The sequence below is a fragment of the Nocardiopsis sp. N85 genome (assembly GCF_028882275.1).
Lineage (GTDB): Bacteria > Actinomycetota > Actinomycetes > Streptosporangiales > Streptosporangiaceae > Nocardiopsis > Nocardiopsis lambiniae.
Genome location: NZ_JARBUT010000001.1, coordinates 364036 through 382060, shown reverse-complemented (window position 1 = coordinate 382060; position 18025 = coordinate 364036). Strand labels below are relative to the sequence as shown.

Annotated in this window: 14 protein-coding genes; 12 read left to right on the top strand and 2 right to left on the bottom strand. The window is 71.5% G+C overall.

Annotation, left to right across the window (positions count from 1 at the left end):
* Nucleotides 1-311 precede the first annotated feature (311 nt).
* From aceB to PWG71_RS01500, 6 genes are all read left to right on the top strand, one after another.
* Complete coding sequence (aceB, locus tag PWG71_RS01525; protein ID WP_274807625.1) at nt 312-1916, top strand: malate synthase A; 1605 nt, start codon at nt 312-314, stop codon at nt 1914-1916.
* A 184-nt stretch (nt 1917-2100) separates the two neighbouring features.
* Nucleotides 2101-3585, top strand: a complete 1485-nt coding sequence (locus PWG71_RS01520) for an FAD-linked oxidase C-terminal domain-containing protein (protein ID WP_274807624.1) — start codon at nt 2101-2103, stop codon at nt 3583-3585.
* A gap of 14 nt (nt 3586-3599) precedes the next feature.
* A complete protein-coding gene (locus tag PWG71_RS01515; RefSeq protein ID WP_274807623.1) occupies nt 3600-4946 on the top strand; it encodes an FAD-binding oxidoreductase in 1347 nt (448 codons plus the stop codon).
* A complete protein-coding gene (locus tag PWG71_RS01510) occupies nt 4943-6256 on the top strand; it encodes a (Fe-S)-binding protein (protein ID WP_274807622.1) in 1314 nt (437 codons plus the stop codon). Before PWG71_RS01515 ends, PWG71_RS01510 begins: the two co-directional genes overlap by 4 nt.
* Before the next feature lie 148 nt (nt 6257-6404).
* Nucleotides 6405-6980, top strand: coding sequence for an RNA polymerase sigma factor (locus tag PWG71_RS01505; protein ID WP_274807621.1), 576 nt, complete (start codon nt 6405-6407; stop codon nt 6978-6980).
* Entirely contained in the window at nt 6947-8041 is a 1095-nt protein-coding gene (locus PWG71_RS01500) for a CU044_5270 family protein (protein ID WP_274807620.1), read from the top strand. The genes PWG71_RS01505 and PWG71_RS01500 overlap by 34 nt, the downstream gene beginning before the upstream one ends.
* Before the next feature lie 48 nt (nt 8042-8089).
* Here PWG71_RS01500 and dapF read toward each other — a convergent pair whose 3' ends face one another.
* Entirely contained in the window at nt 8090-8908 is an 819-nt protein-coding gene (gene dapF / locus PWG71_RS01495) for a diaminopimelate epimerase (RefSeq protein WP_274807619.1), read from the bottom strand.
* A 132-nt stretch (nt 8909-9040) separates the two neighbouring features.
* Here dapF and miaA point away from each other — a divergent pair, with 132 nt between their 5' ends.
* A complete protein-coding gene (gene miaA / locus PWG71_RS01490; protein ID WP_274807618.1) occupies nt 9041-10030 on the top strand; it encodes a tRNA (adenosine(37)-N6)-dimethylallyltransferase MiaA in 990 nt (329 codons plus the stop codon).
* A gap of 238 nt (nt 10031-10268) precedes the next feature.
* Here miaA and miaB read toward each other — a convergent pair whose 3' ends face one another.
* The gene (gene miaB, locus PWG71_RS01485; RefSeq protein ID WP_274808107.1) at nt 10269-11735 is read right to left on the bottom strand and encodes a tRNA (N6-isopentenyl adenosine(37)-C2)-methylthiotransferase MiaB; all 1467 of its coding nucleotides are present in this window, start codon (nt 11733-11735) and stop codon (nt 10269-10271) included.
* Nucleotides 11736-12085: 350 nt separating this feature from the next.
* On the opposite strand from miaB, the gene PWG71_RS01480 reads away from it, so the two are divergent.
* The 5 genes from PWG71_RS01480 (at nt 12086) to PWG71_RS01460 (ending at nt 18025) form a co-directional block, all read left to right on the top strand.
* Complete coding sequence (locus PWG71_RS01480; RefSeq protein ID WP_274807617.1) at nt 12086-12829, top strand: amino acid ABC transporter ATP-binding protein; 744 nt, start codon at nt 12086-12088, stop codon at nt 12827-12829.
* A gap of 68 nt (nt 12830-12897) precedes the next feature.
* On the top strand, nt 12898-13770 hold the full coding sequence (locus PWG71_RS01475; RefSeq protein WP_274807616.1) for a glutamate ABC transporter substrate-binding protein: 873 nt from the start codon (nt 12898-12900) through the stop codon (nt 13768-13770).
* Nucleotides 13771-13849: 79 nt separating this feature from the next.
* Nucleotides 13850-14524, top strand: a complete 675-nt coding sequence (locus PWG71_RS01470) for an amino acid ABC transporter permease (protein ID WP_274807615.1) — start codon at nt 13850-13852, stop codon at nt 14522-14524.
* Nucleotides 14521-15585 carry an amino acid ABC transporter permease gene (locus tag PWG71_RS01465; RefSeq protein WP_274807614.1) on the top strand — a complete coding sequence of 355 codons (1065 nt, stop codon included), beginning with the start codon at nt 14521-14523 and terminating at the stop codon, nt 15583-15585. The genes PWG71_RS01470 and PWG71_RS01465 overlap by 4 nt, the downstream gene beginning before the upstream one ends.
* Nucleotides 15586-15889: 304 nt before the next feature.
* Nucleotides 15890-18025, top strand: a complete 2136-nt coding sequence (locus tag PWG71_RS01460) for a S9 family peptidase (protein WP_274807613.1) — start codon at nt 15890-15892, stop codon at nt 18023-18025.

Below are 18025 nucleotides of genomic sequence, written 5' to 3'. Positions count from 1 at the left end.
CATCGGGGTGATTCTTCCCGGTCCGGGCCGTGTGGACCACCTTGTCGATGGTGACACGCGCTTCCCGTCGGGGCATCTGAATTATCGCAGGCTCCGGGGCATGGGAGGAGACGCCGCTCGGACATACCGCGATACCCGACCGCGGGCATCACCTGAAGAATCACGGAAGTTGCCGGAGAATTTTTGACACAATTCACATTGTGCGAAACTTCGTCGTCATATGAGGCGGGGGGCGCGTTGACCCGCACTCACCGGCGACGGTAGCGTTTTCCACATCCCAGAAGCTTGTTTCGTATCGCGGAAGGTTTTCCATGGGCGCCACCCACGGGGTCGAGATCACCGGCCCTCTCAACGACCGGTTCGACGAGATCCTCACCGACGAGGCGCTCGCCCTCGTCGCCGAGCTGCACCGCGCCTTCGAGGGACGACGCCAGGAGCTGCTGGCCGCGCGCAAGGTCCGCGAGGAGCAGGTCGCCTCCGGGATCGACCTCGACTTCCTCCCCGAGACGAAGCACATCCGCGAGGACGACTCCTGGCAGGTCGCTCCGCCCGCCCCCGGCATCACCGACCGCCGCGTCGAGATCACCGGCCCCACCGATCGCAAGATGACCATCAACGCGCTCAACTCCGGCGCCAGGGTGTGGCTGGCCGACTTCGAGGACGCCAACACCCCGCTGTGGGAGAACATGATCCAGGGGCAGCTCAACCTGCGCGACGCCCTGGACCGCACCATCGACTTCACCTCCCCCCAGGGCAAGACCTACGCCCTGAAGGAGGACGGTGAACTGGCCACCATCGTCGTCCGCCCGCGCGGTTGGCACCTGGACGAGAAGCACATCCTCGTCGACGGCGGGCGGGTCGCCGGCGGCATCGTCGACTTCGCGCTCTACTTCTTCCACTGCGCGCAGCGCCAGCTGGACAAGGGCAAGGGGCCGTACTTCTACCTGCCCAAGATGCAGAGCCACCTCGAAGCCCGCCTCTGGAACGACATCTTCCTCCTGGCCCAGGAGCGCGTCGGCATCCCGCGCGGCACCATCCGCGCCACCTGCCTGATCGAGACCATCCCGGCCGCGTTCGAGATGGAGGAGATCCTCTACGAGCTGCGCGAGCACTCCGCCGGCCTCAACGCGGGTCGCTGGGACTACCTGTTCAGCATCATCAAGACGCACCGCACCCGCGGCCGCGGGTTCCTGCTGCCCGAGCGCAACGCCGTCACCATGACCGCCCCGATGATGCGCGCCTACACCGAGCTGCTGGTCAAGACCTGCCACAAGCGCGGCGCCCACGCCATCGGCGGCATGGCCGCGTTCATCCCCTCCCGCAGGGACGAGGAGGTCAACAAGGTCGCCTTCGCCAAGGTCCGCGACGACAAGTCCCGCGAGTCCGGCGACGGTTTCGACGGTTCCTGGGTGGCCCACCCCGACCTGGTCCCCATCGCCATGGAGATCTTCGACGGCGTCCTGGGCGAGCGACCCAACCAGATCGACAAGAAGCGCCCCGAGGTCGAGGTGACGGCGGCCGACCTGCTCGCCGTGGACCGGACCCCGGGCGGCGTCACCCTGGCGGGTCTGCGCGGCAACGTCAACGTCGCCCTCCAGTACCTGGCCGCCTGGATGGGCGGCAACGGCGCGGTGGCGATCCACAACCTCATGGAGGACGCCGCCACCGCCGAGATCTCCCGCTCCCAGATCTGGCAGTGGCTGCACAACGACGTCACCCTCGACGGCGGCCCGAAGGTCACCGCCGAACTGGTCTCCGGGATCATCGACGAGGAGCTGGTGACCATCCGCGAGTCCCTGGGCGCGGCGTTCGACGAGAACCTGTACAAGCAGGCCAAGGAACTGTTCTCCGAGGTCGCGCTGGCCGACGACTACGTCGACTTCCTGACCCTGCCGGCCTACGAGCGCATGCCGTAACCGCGTCACGGTCCCTCGGGGGCGGTGGTCCGTCCGGACCACCGCCCCCTTTCCTTCCGCCCAACGAGAAACAAGTTCCGCGCCACCTCTTGTGTGGTGGGACACGCGGTCGTACCGTTCCCAGGCGAGGTCACCACCGGAGAATCGGGAGGGTCCGACTCCGGAGACGCCCCGGGAGGCGCCCATGACCGAGACCGCCCACCCGATCCCGGCCGCCGTGGCCGCGCTCGTCCCCCGGCTGCGCCGGATCTGCGGCGGCGACGGCGTCCTCACCGACGCCTCGCGGCGCCGCGTCTACGAGAGCGACGGCCTCACCCGCCACCGCGCGGTCCCCGGTGTCGTGGTCCTGCCCACCACCGCCGAACAGGTCACCGCCGTGGTGCGTCTGTGCGCCGAGACCGGTGTCCCCTTCGTCCCCCGGGGCGCGGGCACCGGCCTGTCGGCGGGTGCCCTCCCCCACCCCGAGGGCGTACTGCTGTCCACGTCGCGCATGCGCCGGATCATCGAGGTCGATCCCGACAACGAGTGCGCCGTCGTCGAACCGGGGGTGGCCAACCTCGACGTCAGCCGGGCCGCCGCCCCGTACGGCCTCTACTACGCGCCCGATCCCTCCAGCCAGCAGGTGTGCTCGGTGGGCGGCAACGTCGCCGAGAACTCCGGCGGCGCCCACTGCCTCAAGTACGGGTTCACCGTCGACCACGTCCGCGGTCTGGACGTGGTCACCCCCCAGGGCGCCCTCCTGCGCCTGGGCGGCAAGGCCCCGGACGCGCCCGGCCACGACCTCATCGGCGCCTTCGTCGGCTCCGAGGGCACCCTCGGCATCGCCACCCGGATCACCGTGGGCCTGACCCGGCTACCGGAGCGGACCGTGACCCTGCTGTCGGCGTTCACCTCCATGGACGCCGGCGGACGGGCGGTGAGCGCGATCATCGCCGCGGGGGTGCTGCCCTCGGCGATCGAGATGATGGACGCCCTGGCCATCGAGGCCGCCGAGGCGGCCGTGGCCTGCGATTACCCGGCGGGCGCCGCCTGCGTGCTCATCGTGGAGCTGGACGGCCCGGCCGTGGAGGTGGAGGCGGAGCTCGCCGAGGTCGTCCGGCTGTGCGCGTCCGCCGGGGCGTTCGAGACCCGCACCGCCGCCGACGCGGACGAACGGGCCCGGATCTGGAAGGGCCGCAAGTCGGCCTTCGCCGCCGTGGGACGGATCAGCCCCGCCTACATCGTCCAGGACGGGGTGGTGCCCCGCACCGCCCTGCCCGAGGTGCTGCGCCGGATCACCGAACTGTCGGCCGAGAGCGGCATCCGCGTCGCCAACGTGTTCCACGCGGGGGACGGCAACCTGCACCCGTTGGTGCTGTTCGACGACGCCGAGCCCGGCGCGGCGGAACGCGCCGAGGAGGTGTCGGGGGCCATCCTCGACCTGTGCGTGGAACACGGCGGGTCCATCACCGGTGAGCACGGCGTGGGCGTGGACAAGGCGTGCAAGATGCCGCGCATGTACTCCCCCGACGACCTGGAGACCTTCGACCTGTTCCGCCGTGCCCTGGATCCGAGGGGGATCGCCAACCCGGACAAGCTGTTGCCCACGCCCCGCCTGTGCGGGGAGGTACCGGGGGTACGGCGGGGTGCGCACCCGCTGGTGGAGTCGGGCGAGGCCGAACAGTTCTGAGCGAGGGGGCGGGTGTGACGCGGCAGGGGATCGAAGACGTCCGCGCGGGCGGGCCGGACGACGCCGTGTGCGGTGTCGTCCCGACGCACGTGGCACGGCCGCGGGACACGGAGACGTTGGGCCGTCTGCTGGCCGGGGCCGCCGAACGCGGCTGGTCGGTGGCGGTGCGCGGCGGAGGCACCGCGCAGGACTGGGGCGGCCGGCCGCGCACCGTGGACCTGCTGGTGGACACCGGCGCGCTGACGTGGATCGACCACGACGCGGGCGATCTGGTGGTGGAGGTCGGCGCGGGCACCCCGGTGGCCGAGCTGACGGCGACGCTCGCGAAGGCGGGTCAACGCCTGTCGGTGGACCCCGTCCGGGCCGGGGGGACCGTGGGCGGCCTGCTCGCCACGGGCGTCTGCGGGCCGCGCCGCCTGCGCACCGGGACGCTGCGGAACCTGGTCATCGGGATGACGGTGGTGCGCGCCGACGGGGTCGTCGCCCGCAGCGGCGGTCGGGTGGTGAAGAACGTCGCCGGGTACGACCTGGCCAAACTGCACACCGGCGGGTACGGAACGCTGGGCGTCATCGCCTCGGCGGCCTTCCGGCTGCACCCGCTGCCGCCCGCGCTGCGCGTCCTCGACGCGCCCCTGCCGTCCCGCGAGGCCGCGACGCGCGCTCTGGCCGCGTTGCGCCGGAGCACCGTGGTGCCCGCCGCCGTGGAACTCGACCGTGCGCCGGGTGGGCGGTCCCATCTCCACGTGGTCCTGGAGGGCACCTCCGCCGGGGTCGAGGCCCGCGCGGACGAGACCGTCCGCGTCCTGGGCGCCGCCCTGGCCGTCGAGGGCCGCGGCACGCCCGGGGACGGTGGGACGGCGATGGCCCGGGGCGAGGGACACGGCGGCACCGAGGACGCCACCTCGTCCGACCGTGCCCCGGAGAACGGGGTGCGGGTGACCGACCGGCTCCCCGACGGTTGGGGGCTGCTGCCCACCGAGGGGACGCTGATCCGGCTGTCCGTGCCCCCGGCGCGGAGCGCGGCGGCGGCCGCCCGTGCGGCCGAACTGGGCGATGCCGTGGGAACGGACCTCCGCACGACCGGGTCGGCACGGGCGGGAGCCCTGGTCGTCGCCGTCCCGCCGGGCGCGTCCGCCGAGGTGATCGGCCTTCTCCTGGAGGGGCTGCGCTCGGTCCCCGAGTGGTCGGCGACGGTGCTGCGCGCCGAACCGCACGTCCACGAGGCGGGCGTGGACCTGTGGGGCGAGGTACCCGGCCTGGCGGTGATGCGCGCGATCAAGGACGCGCTGGACCCCGGCCATCGGCTGGCGCCCGGCCGTTTCGTGACCGACAGACCCGACGACCTCCGGGAGGAACCGTGACCGACCCGTCCGAACCGACGACCGCGCGGTCCTTCGAGGACCTGCTGGGCGACTGTGTCCACTGCGGCTTCTGCCTGCCCACCTGTCCCACCCACGTGCTGTGGGGGCAGGAGATGGATTCCCCTCGGGGGCGCATCCACCTCATGGCGCAGACCCACGACGACGTGCTGACCGAGGCGGCGGTCGGCCACTTCGACAACTGTCTGGGGTGTCTGGCGTGCGTGACGGCGTGCCCGTCCGGGGTGGCCTACGACGCGCTCATCGAGCACACGCGGATCCGGGTGGAGGAGGAGCACGACCGCCCCCTGCCCGAGCGGGCGCTGCGCGGGGCGATCTTCGCGCTGTTCCCCCACCGGCGCCGGTTGCGGCTGCTGCGCGGGCCGCTGCGCGCCTACCAGGCGTCGGGGGCGTCGTCGCTGGTGCGCCGGTCGGGGCTGCTGGAGCGGGTCTCCCCCGCGCTGGCCACCATGGAGCGCGTCGCGCCGCCGCTGTCGGCCCGTCCTCCCGCGCTCCCGGAACGGGTCCCGGCGGTGGGCCGGGTACGGGCACGGGTGGGAATGCCGCTGGGGTGCGTGCAGGACGCCTTCTTCCCGGAGGTGAACACGGCGACGGCCCGGGTGCTGGCGATGGAGGGCTGCGACGTCGTGATCCCCCGCGACCAGGGGTGCTGCGGTTCGCTGTCGGGGCACGCCGGACGCGGCGCGGAGGCGGCCGGATTCGCCAAGGCGCTCATCGCGTGCTTCGAGCGCGCCGACGTGGAGCGGATCGTGGTCAACTCGGCGGGCTGCGGGTCGGGGATGCGCCACACCGACCGGGTACTGGCCGAGGCCGGCGAAGACGAGTCGTGGGTGCGTCGCGGTCGGGCCTTCGCCGCGAAGGTCGTGGACCTCTCCGAGTTCCTGGTAGAGCTCGGCCCGGTCGCCGAGCGGCACCCGATCCCCCTGCACGCGGTCTACCACGACGCCTGCCACCTGTCCCACGGCCAGGGGGTCACCCGACAGCCGCGCGCGCTGCTCGCGGCGATCCCGGAGCTGAGGGTGTCGGACCTGCCCGACGCGGAGATCTGCTGCGGGTCGGCGGGCGTGTACAACCTGCTCAAGCCGGAGCCGGCCCGGGAACTCGGCGACCGCAAGGCCGCCGACGCGGCGTCGACCGGGGCCGACCTGCTGGTGTCGGGCAATCCGGGATGCTCGCTCCAGATCGCCTCGGCCCTGGACCGCGCGGGCACCCCGATGGCGGTGACGCACACGGCCCGGTTGCTGGACGCCTCTCTGCGCGGCCTGCCGGTGGAGCGCCTTCTCCGCCCCTGACCGGTCCCCGTCCGCGCATACGCTGTTCTCTCCGCCCGCGGACCCTTGCCATGACCCGGATCACACGGCCGGGCGCGGATTTCTCCTCCCGCCCCTCGAACAACGCCCGCCCGGGCGACACAAGAGGGTGACAGAGAGGAGGTTGCCCATGGCGAGAGACCATGACGGCGACCCACCCGAGCACGCCGCCTTCAACGCGTTGTTCGAGCGACACTACGACGCGGTGTACTCCTACGCCCGCCGCCGGGTCGGCCCCGACCTGGCCGACGACGTCGCCTCGGAGGCCTTCGTCGTCGCCTGGCGCCGACGCGAGAAGGTCCCCGAGGGCCGGGAACTGCCCTGGCTGTACGCCTGCGCCCGACGCATCACCCTCGCCAAGCTGCGCGAGGTCCGCGACCGGGGCGAGGTCGCCACACCCCCGGAGGAGCTCTGGCGGAGCTCCCGGGACGACGCCGAGCAGGTCGTCCACCGCCAAGCGGCGCTCGCCGCCCTGGCCGGACTCTCCGACACCGATCGCGAGCTCGTGATGCTCGTGACCTGGGAGGGCCTGAGCAGTCGGGAGGCCGCCCGGGTGGTGGGCTGTGCGCCCGTCACCGCGCGGGGACGCCTGCACCGTGCCCGCCGACGCCTCCGGTCGCTCATGGACGACGCGGACCTCCCCGAGAACACCCCCGACAGAGAGGACGCGTCGTGGACGACGTCACCGCGCTTCGCGCGCTCCTGAACGACAGCGACCCCCGCGCCGGCGAGTCCGTCGGCTTCTCCGATCGTCAACGCGCACGTACGAAGGCCATCGCCATGCTCGACGCCTCCCCCGCCCGCCGTCCCCTGTGGCGCAGGGTCCCCGTTCTCGCGGGGGCCACCACCGTCGCCGCCGCGACCGCCGTCGCCCTGTTCGTCGGCATCGGCGGCACCGGTGGTGGTACGGCCGGGATCCCGGCCGCCTACGCGGCACCGCCCGAGCCCCTCACCGTCACGGGGGGGACCCCCGAACCCGGTGCCGAGCGGCTGCTCGCCCTGGCCGACCTCGCCGAGACCTCCGGCGACGCCCCGGGAGAGGGGGACACCGCGCACGTCTCCTCCACCGGCAAGGAACTGCTGGTCATCACGGGCTTCGCCGAGGAGGAACCGAGCGAGGACGACCTGCGCAGCGCCGGGTTCATCCCCTACGAGTGGCGGTACTGGCAGGGGCCGGACGGCGACATGCGCGAGGTCGGCACCGCCGGAGAGGCCGAGGAGACCGGTGGTGACGTCGAGGAGCACCGGGACTTCCTCGCGGATCGGAACCGCGAGCACGAGGAGACCCTCCACGAAAGCCTCGTGCTCCCCCGGGACCTGCCCACCGGTACCGACGAACTGACCCTGACCCTGCTCACTTGGGGTCTGGACGACGTCCCGGCCGACGCCCCCTTCGCCGACGACGTCCTCGTCAACGCGCTGAACCACCTCTACGACCACCGCCCCCTCGACGGGGACGAGCGGGCCGCGACCCTGCGCGTCCTCGCCGGGTTCCCCGGCGTCGCGTACGCCGGTCCCACCCGGGACCCGGTCGACCGCGAGGGCGAGCTCTTCCAGGTCCGGGTATCGAACGGCGTCCAGACCCACGAGTACCGCTACGTCCTCCGCCCGGAGACCGGGGAGGTCCTCTACCGCGACGTCACCCTCGTCGAGGAGGAGCGGAGCGACCACTCCCTCGACGAGCACGGGCTGGAACTCCCGGTGACCATCCTCTACCGGACCGTCCTGTGGTCCGGCTGGGTCACCGGGATCGGCGAGACCCCCTGACCGGACGTCGGCGCCGGCCCCTCTTCCCCGGGTCCGGCGCCGACGACGTCAGGACACGAGAGTGGTGTCGCCCTCGGCGATGATGACGGCGGGGCCCCGCAGCCGGGCCCCGTCGGCGTCGAGGAACACGGTGCACTCGCCGCCGAGGACGCGCACCCGCCAGGTGGCGCCCTCCCCCGGCGGGGTGGCGGCCGCGGCCGTGGCCACGATGCCGGTGCCGCAGGAGCGGGTCTCCCCGGCGCCGCGCTCGTGGACGCGCATCTCCAGCAGGCCCGGACCGACCTCGTTGTAGACCTCGACGTTGGCGCCCTCGGGGAACGCGTCGGGGTCCAGCACCGGCGAACCGGTGAGGTCCACCTCGGCCACCGGCGCCGCGATCTCGCAGGCCAGGTGCGGGTTGCCCACGGAGATGCGGATGCCGTGCACCTTACGGTCGGCGAGCTCGGCCGAGGAGGTCCCCAGGCGCTCCACCCGGCCCATGTCCACGGTGACGTCGCCGTTCGCCTCGATCACGACCGGCTTGGCGCCGTCGCGGGTGCCGACCTCGAATCGGTCGGCGTCCACGAGCCCGGCGTGGCGGAGGTAGCGGGCGAACACCCGCACCCCGTTCCCGCACATCTCGGCGATGCTCCCGTCGGCGTTGCGGTAGTCCATGAACCACCCGGTGCGCTCGGCGGTCCGGGCGGACGGGGCGAGCGTCTCGCCCAGCGCGCGGGTGCGCACCACGCGCAGGATGCCGTCGCCGCCGATGCCGGCGCGTCGATCGCACAGCAGTCGGACGTCCGCCTCCGTGAGGTCGAGCTCCCCTTCGGGGTCGGGGAGGATCACGAAGTCGTTCTCGGTGCCGTGGCCCTTGGCGAATCGCATGCGCCCAGATTAGTGCCCACAAGGGTCCTCAGAGGTCAGGAAAGGTTCTTCGAGGACACCTTCGGGTCCCCTCGAACGACCTCTGAGGGCAGGACCGTCCGGACCGGCCCCGACGCGGCTTAGGCTGAGAAGATGATCAAGGTGATCGCGGTCGTGGGTCCGACCGCCGTGGGCAAATCCGACCTGGCCGTGGAGATGGCCCTGCGCTTGGAAGAGCGCGTCGGTCGTCGCGGTGAGGTGATCAACGCCGACTCCATGCAGCTGTACCGGGGAATGGACATCGGCACCGCCAAGCTCTCCGAGGAGGAGCGGCGGGGGGTGCCCCACCATCTGTTGGACGTGTGGGACGTCACCGAGCCGGCCGACGTCGCGAGTTATCAGACGATGGCCCGCGAACGGGTCGAGGACTGCGCCGACCGCGACGTCCTGCCGATCCTGGTGGGTGGGTCCGGGCTGTACGTGCGCGCGGTCCTGGACCATCTGGACTTCCCCGGCACCGACCCCGAGGTGCGCGCCCGCCTGGAGTCGGAGCTGGCCGACGTGGGTCCCGGTGTCCTGCACGCCCGGTTGGCGGAGTCCGATCCGGCGGCGGCGCGGGCCATTCTGCCCGGCAACGGTCGACGGATCGTGCGGGCGCTGGAGGTCATCGAGCTGACGGGACGGCCGTTCACGGCGACCCTGCCCGATCACACGCCCTTCTACCCGTGCGCCCAGATCGGGCTGAACGCGCCGCGCCCGGAACTGGACGAGCGCGTCGACCTGCGGGTGGAGCGCATGTGGGAGAAGGGCCTGCTCGACGAGGTCCGAAGGTTGGACTCCCAGGGACTGCGCGAGGGGCGCACCGCGGCCAAGGCGCTCGGGTACGCCCAGGCGCTGGCGCAGCTGGACGGGGAGTTGTCGGAGGAGGAGGCCAAGGCGGCCACCGCCCAGGCCACCCGTCGGTTCGTCCGCCGTCAGGAGTCGTGGTTCCGCCGTGATCCGCGGGTGCGGTGGCTGCCCTACGACGCCCCGGATCTGTTGGAGCGGGCGTTGAACCGGGTGGAGACGGCGTTGTCGACCTCCGTCGAGGATCCCGGCGAGGCGTTGGTGGACATCGCCACGATGGTCCCCCGAGGTCTGTAGCCGCGTCGAGGCCGTGCGCCGGGGCCCGGAGGAGACCGCCGTCCCCGCGTCGCCGCGCGCCCCGAGGTCGTCGCCCTGTTCGACGGCCGGCCCGGGCAAGCCCGCGCGGCGCTGGAGGAGTGCCCCCCACCCCTCGGGTGAACGCCCCGGGAGGGCGCACGCGAACGGGGCGGCCTCCCGCCCCACGACGACGGCCCCGGTGCCGGAGCACCGGGGCCGTCCACGACACGGGTGTCGGTCAGACGAGGTCGCAGCCGCCGACGGGGGCGGGCTGCTCGGCGGGCCTGCCGATACGGGGCATGCCCAACAGGACGTCGGGCTTCTTCTCCTGGACGGGCTCGCCGTTGCGGGCCGCCCAGGCGTCGCCGGCGCGCGTACGGCGCAGCCGCCGCACCCCGGAGTCGGCCACCAGGTGGTGCGGTGCCGCGTAGGTCACCCGGACGGTCACCACGTCGCCCGGTCGGGGCTCCTCGCCGTCACCGACGGCGAAGTGCACCAGGCGGTTGTCGGGGGCGCGGCCGGACAGGCGGCGGTGCTCTCCGTCCTTGCGGCCCTCGCCGTCGGCCACCAGCAGTTCGACCTCGGTGCCGACCAACTTCTTGTTCTCCTCCCAGGAGATCTCCTCCTGGAGGTCGACCAGTCGCTGGTAGCGGTCCTTGACGACCTCCGGCGGCACCTGGTCGTCCATGGTCGCGGCCGGGGTACCGGGGCGCTTGGAGTACTGGAAGGTGAACGCGGCGGAGAAGCGGGCCTCCCGGACCACGTGCAGCGTCTCCACGAAGTCCTCCTCGGTCTCGCCGGGGAAGCCCACGATGATGTCGGTGGTGATGGCGGCGTGCGGCATGACCTCGCGCACCTTCTCCACGATGCCCAGGAAACGCTCCTGGCGGTAGGAGCGGCGCATCGCCTTGAGGACGCGGCTGGAACCCGACTGCAACGGCATGTGCAGCTGCGGCATGACGTTGGGGGTCTCGGCCATCGCCTCGATGACGTCATCGGTGAAGTCGCGCGGGTGAGGGGAGGTGAAGCGGACCCGCTCCAGCCCTTCGATCTCACCGCAGGCGCGCAGCAGTTTGGAGAAGGCCTGCCGGTCGCCGAATCCGCTGCCGTAGGCGTTGACGTTCTGGCCGAGCAGGGTGATCTCGCTGACGCCCTCCGCGACCAGGGCGCGCACCTCGGCGAGGACGTCGCCGGGGCGACGGTCCTGTTCCTTGCCGCGCAGCGCCGGGACGATGCAGAAGGTGCAGGTGTTGTTGCACCCGACCGAGATCGACACCCACGCCGCGTACGCCGACTCGCGACGGCTGGGCAGCGTGGAGGGGAAGTGCTCCAGCGACTCGGCGATCTCGACCTGCGCCTCCTTCTGGACGCGGGCGCGTTCCAGGAGGGCCGGCAGGGAGCCGATGTTGTGGGTGCCGAACACGACGTCGACCCAGGGGGCACGCCGGACGATCTCACCCCGGTCCTTCTGCGCCAGGCAGCCCCCGACGGCGATCTGCATGCCGGGGTTGGCGTCCTTGACCGGGCGCAGATGCCCGAGGTTGCCGTACAGGCGATTGTCCGCGTTCTCCCGGACCGCACAGGTGTTGAAGACGACGATGTCCGCGGTGGTGTCCTCGGCCGCCCGAGCGTACCCAGCGTCCTCCAGCAGACCGGAGAGGCGCTCGGAGTCGTGGACGTTCATCTGGCAGCCGTAGGTCCGCACTTGGTAGGTACGACTCTGGCTCACGGTTCCAGGCTATCCGGTGCCGCGGACCCGCCGACGCCCTCCACCGATCCGGTCACGGCCCGGCCCCGTCGGGGACCGCTCCGGAACGCCGCCGAGGGCCGCGGGTGTCGAGCCCGTGACCGGGGAAGGAAGGGGGACATCGGCAGCCCGCACGTCACGCCGGGCGGGACTCTGGAGGACGAAACGGCCACTCTGCGCAACGGACGAGAATTTAATCCTTCGAACCGATAACGGTTTCGCGGATCACGCCGTAACAAGTCTGCTACTCCATGAGCGGTCCGCGTTTTCGTGATGACACGGCAACAACAACACACTAGGTTCCCACCATGACCTCAACTCCTCTCGTCGTGCTGGAGAACGTCAACAAGCATTTCGGCGACCTGCACGTGCTCCGCGACATCGATCTGACGGTTAACTCCGGCGAGGTGGTGGTCGTCATCGGGCCGTCAGGGTCCGGCAAGTCGACACTGTGCCGCACGATCAACCGCCTGGAGGGCATCGACTCGGGCGTGATCACCCTCGATGGTCAACCGCTCCCGGCCGAGGGGCGCGCGCTCGCGCGTCTGCGCAGCGATGTGGGCATGGTGTTCCAGTCGTTCAACCTGTTCGCGCACAAGACCGTGTTGCAGAACGTGACGCTGGGACCGATGAAGGTCCTGCGCAAGTCCAGGACCGAGGCCGACGCCCGCGGCATGGAGCTGCTGGAACGGGTCCGCATCGGCGAGCAGGCCGACAAGTACCCGGCCCAGCTCTCCGGCGGCCAGCAGCAGCGTGTGGCCATCGCCCGTGCCCTGGCGATGAACCCCAAGGTCCTCCTGTTCGACGAGCCGACCTCCGCGCTGGACCCGGAGATGGTCCAAGAGGTCCTGGACGTCATGACCGACCTGGCGAGCGAGGGCATGACCATGGTCGTGGTCACCCACGAGATGGGCTTCGCCCGTCGTGCCGCCAACCGGGTCGTGTTCATGGCCGACGGGGAGATCGTCGAGGAGAACACCCCCGAAGAGTTCTTCACCAACCCGCGGTCGGAGCGGGCCCAGGACTTCCTCTCCAAGATTCTGACCCACTAGCTTCCCCCCGCGGCCCGGACAAGGGTCGTGTGAGCTTCGCACGAACACCCAAGGAAGAGGTACACCCCATGCGAGTCCGTCGCATCAGCACCGCTCTGGGCAGCGCCGCGGCCCTGGCCCTCGCTCTCACCGCCTGTGGCACCGCCGACGTCGGCGGTGACGGCGACGGTGACGGCGGCGAGGGCAACGGCAACGGCGGCGGCGACACCATCACCATCGGTGTCAAGTACGACCAGCCCGGCCTCGGCCTGCTCGAAGGCAGCGCCCCGGTCGGTTTCGACGTGGACGTCGCCACCTACATCGCCGGTGAGCTCGGTTACTCCCCGGACCAGATCCAGTGGGAGGAGGCCGCCTCCGCCAACCGCGAGGCGTTCCTCCAGCAGGGCACCGTCGACATGGTCGTGGCGACCTACTCCATCACCGACGAGCGCCGCCAGGTCGTGGACTTCGCCGGCCCGTACTACGTCGCCCAGCAGGACATCCTGACCCAGGCCGACAACACCGACATCAACGGCCCCGACGACCTGGCCGACAAGGTGCTCTGCTCCGCCTCCGGCTCCCGCTCCGCCAACACCATCGTCGACTCCGAGGACGAGGGCGGCCTGGGCATCGACGCCGAGCTGCGCGAGGCCGGCAACTACTCCGAGTGCCTGGAGCTCCTCGGCAACGGCACCGTCGACGCGGTGACCACCGACAACACCATCCTGGCGGGCTTCGCCGCCCAGAACCCGGACCAGTACCGGGTCGTCAACGCCCCGTTCGGCGAGGAGCAGTACGGCGTCGGCCTGCCCGCCGGCTCGACCGAGCGCTGCGAAGAGGTCAACGCGGCCATCACCAAGATGTGGGACGAGGGCAAGGCCACCGAGTTCCTGGAGGCGGCGTTCGGTGACACCGACTTCTCCTACGAGGAGAACGTCCCCGAGCTCGGCGCCTGCGCCTAAGACCGTCATCTGACCCCGGCCGGGCGGTGGTGCCGGAACCCTCCGGCACCACCGCCCGGCCCTTGACCGGCTGGGACCCATGGAAGCCTTTCTCAGCAATATCGACAGGGTTGTCGACGGTTTCTCATGGACCGTCCGGCTGACCCTCTTCAGCGCTTTCTTCTCCTTCGTCCTGGGCATCCTGCTCACCGCGATGCGGGTCTCCCCCGTCCCGCTGCTGCGCGGTCTGTCCACGGCCTACGTCGAAGGCATCCGGAACACGCCGCTGACCCTGGTGCTGTTGTTCTGCGGTCTGGGCCTCAACAGCGCCCTGGGCCTGAGCCTGCACGACCGCGTCATGTGGGACGTGTTCTGGTGGGCGGTCATCGGCCTGTCCGCCTACACCGCCTGCTTCGTGTCCGAGTCACTGCGCTCGGGCATCAACACCATCCCCCTGGGCCAGGTCGAGGCCGCCCGCTCCCTGGGCCTGACCTTCACCCAGAACCTGAGCCTGATCGTCATCCCCCAGGCACTGCGCGCCGTCGTGGGCCCGCTGGGCAGCGTGCTCATCGCCCTCACCAAGAACACCACCGTCGCCTCCGTCGCGGGGCTGGGCGTCCAGGAGGCGTCCCGACAGATGAAGCTCATGTTCGATCAGGGCATCGCGCCGGTCCTGCCGACCTTCCTCGGGTTCGCGATCGGCTTCCTGATCCTGACCCTGCCGACGGGCTACTTCTTCGGTTGGCTCTCCAAGCGCGTGGCGGTGGTCCGATGAGCGCCCAGTCCGTTCTCTTCGACGTTCCCGGGCCCAAGGCCCGCATGCGCAACGCCCTCTACACGGTCTTCACCGTCGTGTTGGCGCTGGTGGGCCTGGCGATCCTCTACCTGGGGTTCAACAGGACCCTGGTGGACCGTGAGGACCCGCTGTTCTCGTCCGCCGTCTGGGCGGTCAACCCGGAGGGGCAGTGGGCGGCCGACAAGTGGGAGCCGTTCCTGCGGCCCGACACCTGGACCTCCTACGTCCTGCCGGGTCTCCAGAACACCCTGACGGCCGCGCTGACGGCGTCGGTGCTGGCGATCCTGTTCGGTCTGGTCTTCGGCATCGGCCGGATGTCGGAGCGCTGGTGGATCCGGATCCCGTCCGGGGCGGTCGTGGAGTTCTTCCGCGGCATCCCGCTGCTGATCCTCATCTTCTTCACCATGGCCCTGCCCATCGTGGCCTGGCAGCTGTTCGACATCCCGACCGGCACCTTCCAGGTGACCGCGTTGGCCGCGGTCGTCGTCGGTCTGACCCTGTACAACGGCTCGGTGCTCGCGGAGGTGTTCCGGGCGGGCGTCCTGGCCGTGCCCAAGGGACAGTCCGAGGCGTCCCAGGCCATCGGGATGACCAGGTCGCAGACCATGTGGCAGATCCTGATCCCGCAGGCGATCACCTCGATGATGCCCGCGATCGTCGCCCAGCTGGTCGTCCTGCTCAAGGACTCCGCGCTCGGCTACATCGTGGCCTTCCCGGAGCTGCTGCGCAGCTTCACCCTCCTGGCCACCCGGGAGAGCAACGTGATCCCCGCGGCGATCATCTGCGCCGTCATCTACATCATCATCAACATGACCCTCAGCCGGTGCGCGATCTGGTTGGAGCGGCGCAACGCCCGACGCGGCCGTCCCTCCGCCAAGCCGACGGCCGCCGGGGGCGCCCCGGTCGCGATCGAGGCCACCGGCACCGCGGCCGGAGCGACCGCGGGCACGTCCGCCGCGTTCTCCACGGGGGAGCCGTCGACGTCGGTCACGGAGACCGACGAGCGGCCCGACGACGAGGACGAGGAACGCCGGGACTGACCCTCCCGTGTCCGATCGACGGCCCCGCCCCCACGGCGGGGCCGTCGTCCGTTCTCCCGGCCGGCACCCGACGGACCTCCGCGGTTCCCCGGAGGTCGCCCCGGCCCCGAGGCGGGAGGTCCGGGGACCGACGCCGTGGGACCCTCCGCGCGAACGGAGCCGCCCCTGCGGAGGGCCCCGCCCCGCCTTGCGGCGGAGAAGATCAAAAGACGGATACGGGATCCGGCGGGACTGCACACGCGCCCGTGCGAGGACTAAGGTCGACATGTCACCCATACACCCCACGACCCATCCTGAGCGGGACATGTCTGAACTGTCGAGTCACGGCTCCTGGCCATCGCCCATCAGTGCCGCCGACGTCGCCCGGGGAGTGCGCGCCATCGCCTTCCCCTCCATCGTGGGAGACGAGGTCTGGTGGGAGGAGGCCCGGCCCGAGGAGGGCCGCCGGACCATCATGCGGCGCGCCGCGAACGGCACGGTGACCGACCTGCTGGCGGCACCGTGGAGCGTCGGCAGCCGTGTGCACGAGTACGGGGGGCGGTCCTTCCGCCCGGTGCCCCGGCGCGACGACAAGGCCCTGGTCCGCATGGGTGTCGTCTTCGTCAACTCCCCCGATCAGCGCCTGTACCTGTTGGAGCACGGGTCCTCCGAACCGGTACCGCTCACCCCCGAACCGGCCGTCCCCGCGGCCCTGCGCCACGCCGATCCGGTGGTCGGCCCCGACGGCCGCAGCGTCCTGTGCGTGCGCGAGCACCACGCCGGCGGCACGGTACGGCGGTCGATCGTGTCGGTGCCGCTGTCCGGCCGGGGCGCGAACGACGCCGCGGCGGTGCGCGAGGTGGTCTCGGGCGCCGACTTCTACGCCTCACCGGCCCCCTCTCCCGACGGGAGCCGGCTCGCGTACGTGCGCTGGAATCACCCCAAGATGCCCTGGGACGGGACCGAGCTGCGGATGGGTCTGCTCACCGACAGCGGCCTGACCGGTGAGTACACGCTCAGGGGGTCCTCGGAGGAGTCGGTGGTCTCCCCCGTGTGGAACTCCCCCTCCACGCTGTACGTGGCCTCGGACTGGCCCGGCTGGTGGAACCTCTACCAGGTGGGGCTCACCGGCCCGGCGATCGCCCTGTACCCGGCGGAGGAGGAGTTCCACGCACCGCCGGGGCGGCTGGGCGACCGGTCGTTCTGCGTCCTGGACTCGGGGAAGGTGGTCGCGCTGCACGGCGACGCCGACATGGCGCCCGGGGTGTACGACCCCGACACCCTGGACCTGGCACCGGTGGACACCGACCTGACGTCGTGGTCGATGCTCGACACCGACGGACACGGCGTGGTCGCGGTGGCGTCGTCGCCGACCGTCCCGCATTCCCTGGTCCGGCTGGACCCGGTGGCGGGCCGGGTGGAGATCCTGCACCGGTCGGTGGAGGCGATGCCCGACCCGGCCTACCTTCCGATCCCCCGCAAGGTCACCCTCCCCGGGCGCTACGGCGCGTCGGTGCACGCCAACGTCTACCCGCCGACCCATCCGGAACGCTCCCCGGAAGGGCCCGCGCCCTACGTGGTGTGGGCGCACGGCGGGCCGGTGTCGCACTCCACCATCGCGTTCGACCCCGTGAAGGCCTACTTCACCAGCCGGGGCATCGGCATCGTGGACGTCAACTACGGCGGGTCCACCGGATACGGCCGCTCCTACCGCAAACGCCTGGACAAGGAGTGGGGCGTGGTGGACGTGGAGGACGTCACGGCCGTCGCGCGGGCCCTCGTGGAGGAGGGAAGGGCCGACGCCGGACGGTTGGCGGTGCGCGGCCCGAGCGCGGGCGGGTACACCGCGCTGTCGGCGGTGACCGGGGACGTGTTCGCCTGCGGGGTGTCCTACTTCGGCGTGGCCGACCTGTTGGGCCTGGCGCGCACCACCCACGATTTCGAGTCGCGCTTCCTGGACTCGCTGGTGGGGCTGCTGCCGGGGTTCGTGGAGCGGTACCGGGAACGGTCGCCGATCAACCGGACCTCGGAGATCGAGGTGCCGGTGCTGCTGCTCCAGGGCCTGGACGACCCGGTGGTGACACCGGACCAGGCGTTCGCCATGGCCACGGCGCTGGGCGAGCGCACCGTGCCGTACGCGTTGGTGGAGTTCGAGGGCGAGGCGCACGGGTTCACCGGTGAGAGGGCCCGGCGCGAGTCGCTGGAGGCGGAACTGGGACTGTACGCCCGGGTGTTCGGCTTCGAGGCGGACGTACCGCCGCTGGAACTGGCCACCGAGCCGCCCGCACCGCGCCCCGAGCCGGAACCGGAGCCGACGGATGGCGCCGAGCCGCTGGTGACCCCGCCGGGCGGGGTCTCGGCCGCGTCCGTCGTCGCCCCGGAGGGGATCGAGGACACGGAGTCCGCCGAAGGGTCGGAGGCCGTGAAGACGGCGGAACCCGCGTCCGCACACGAGAACTGA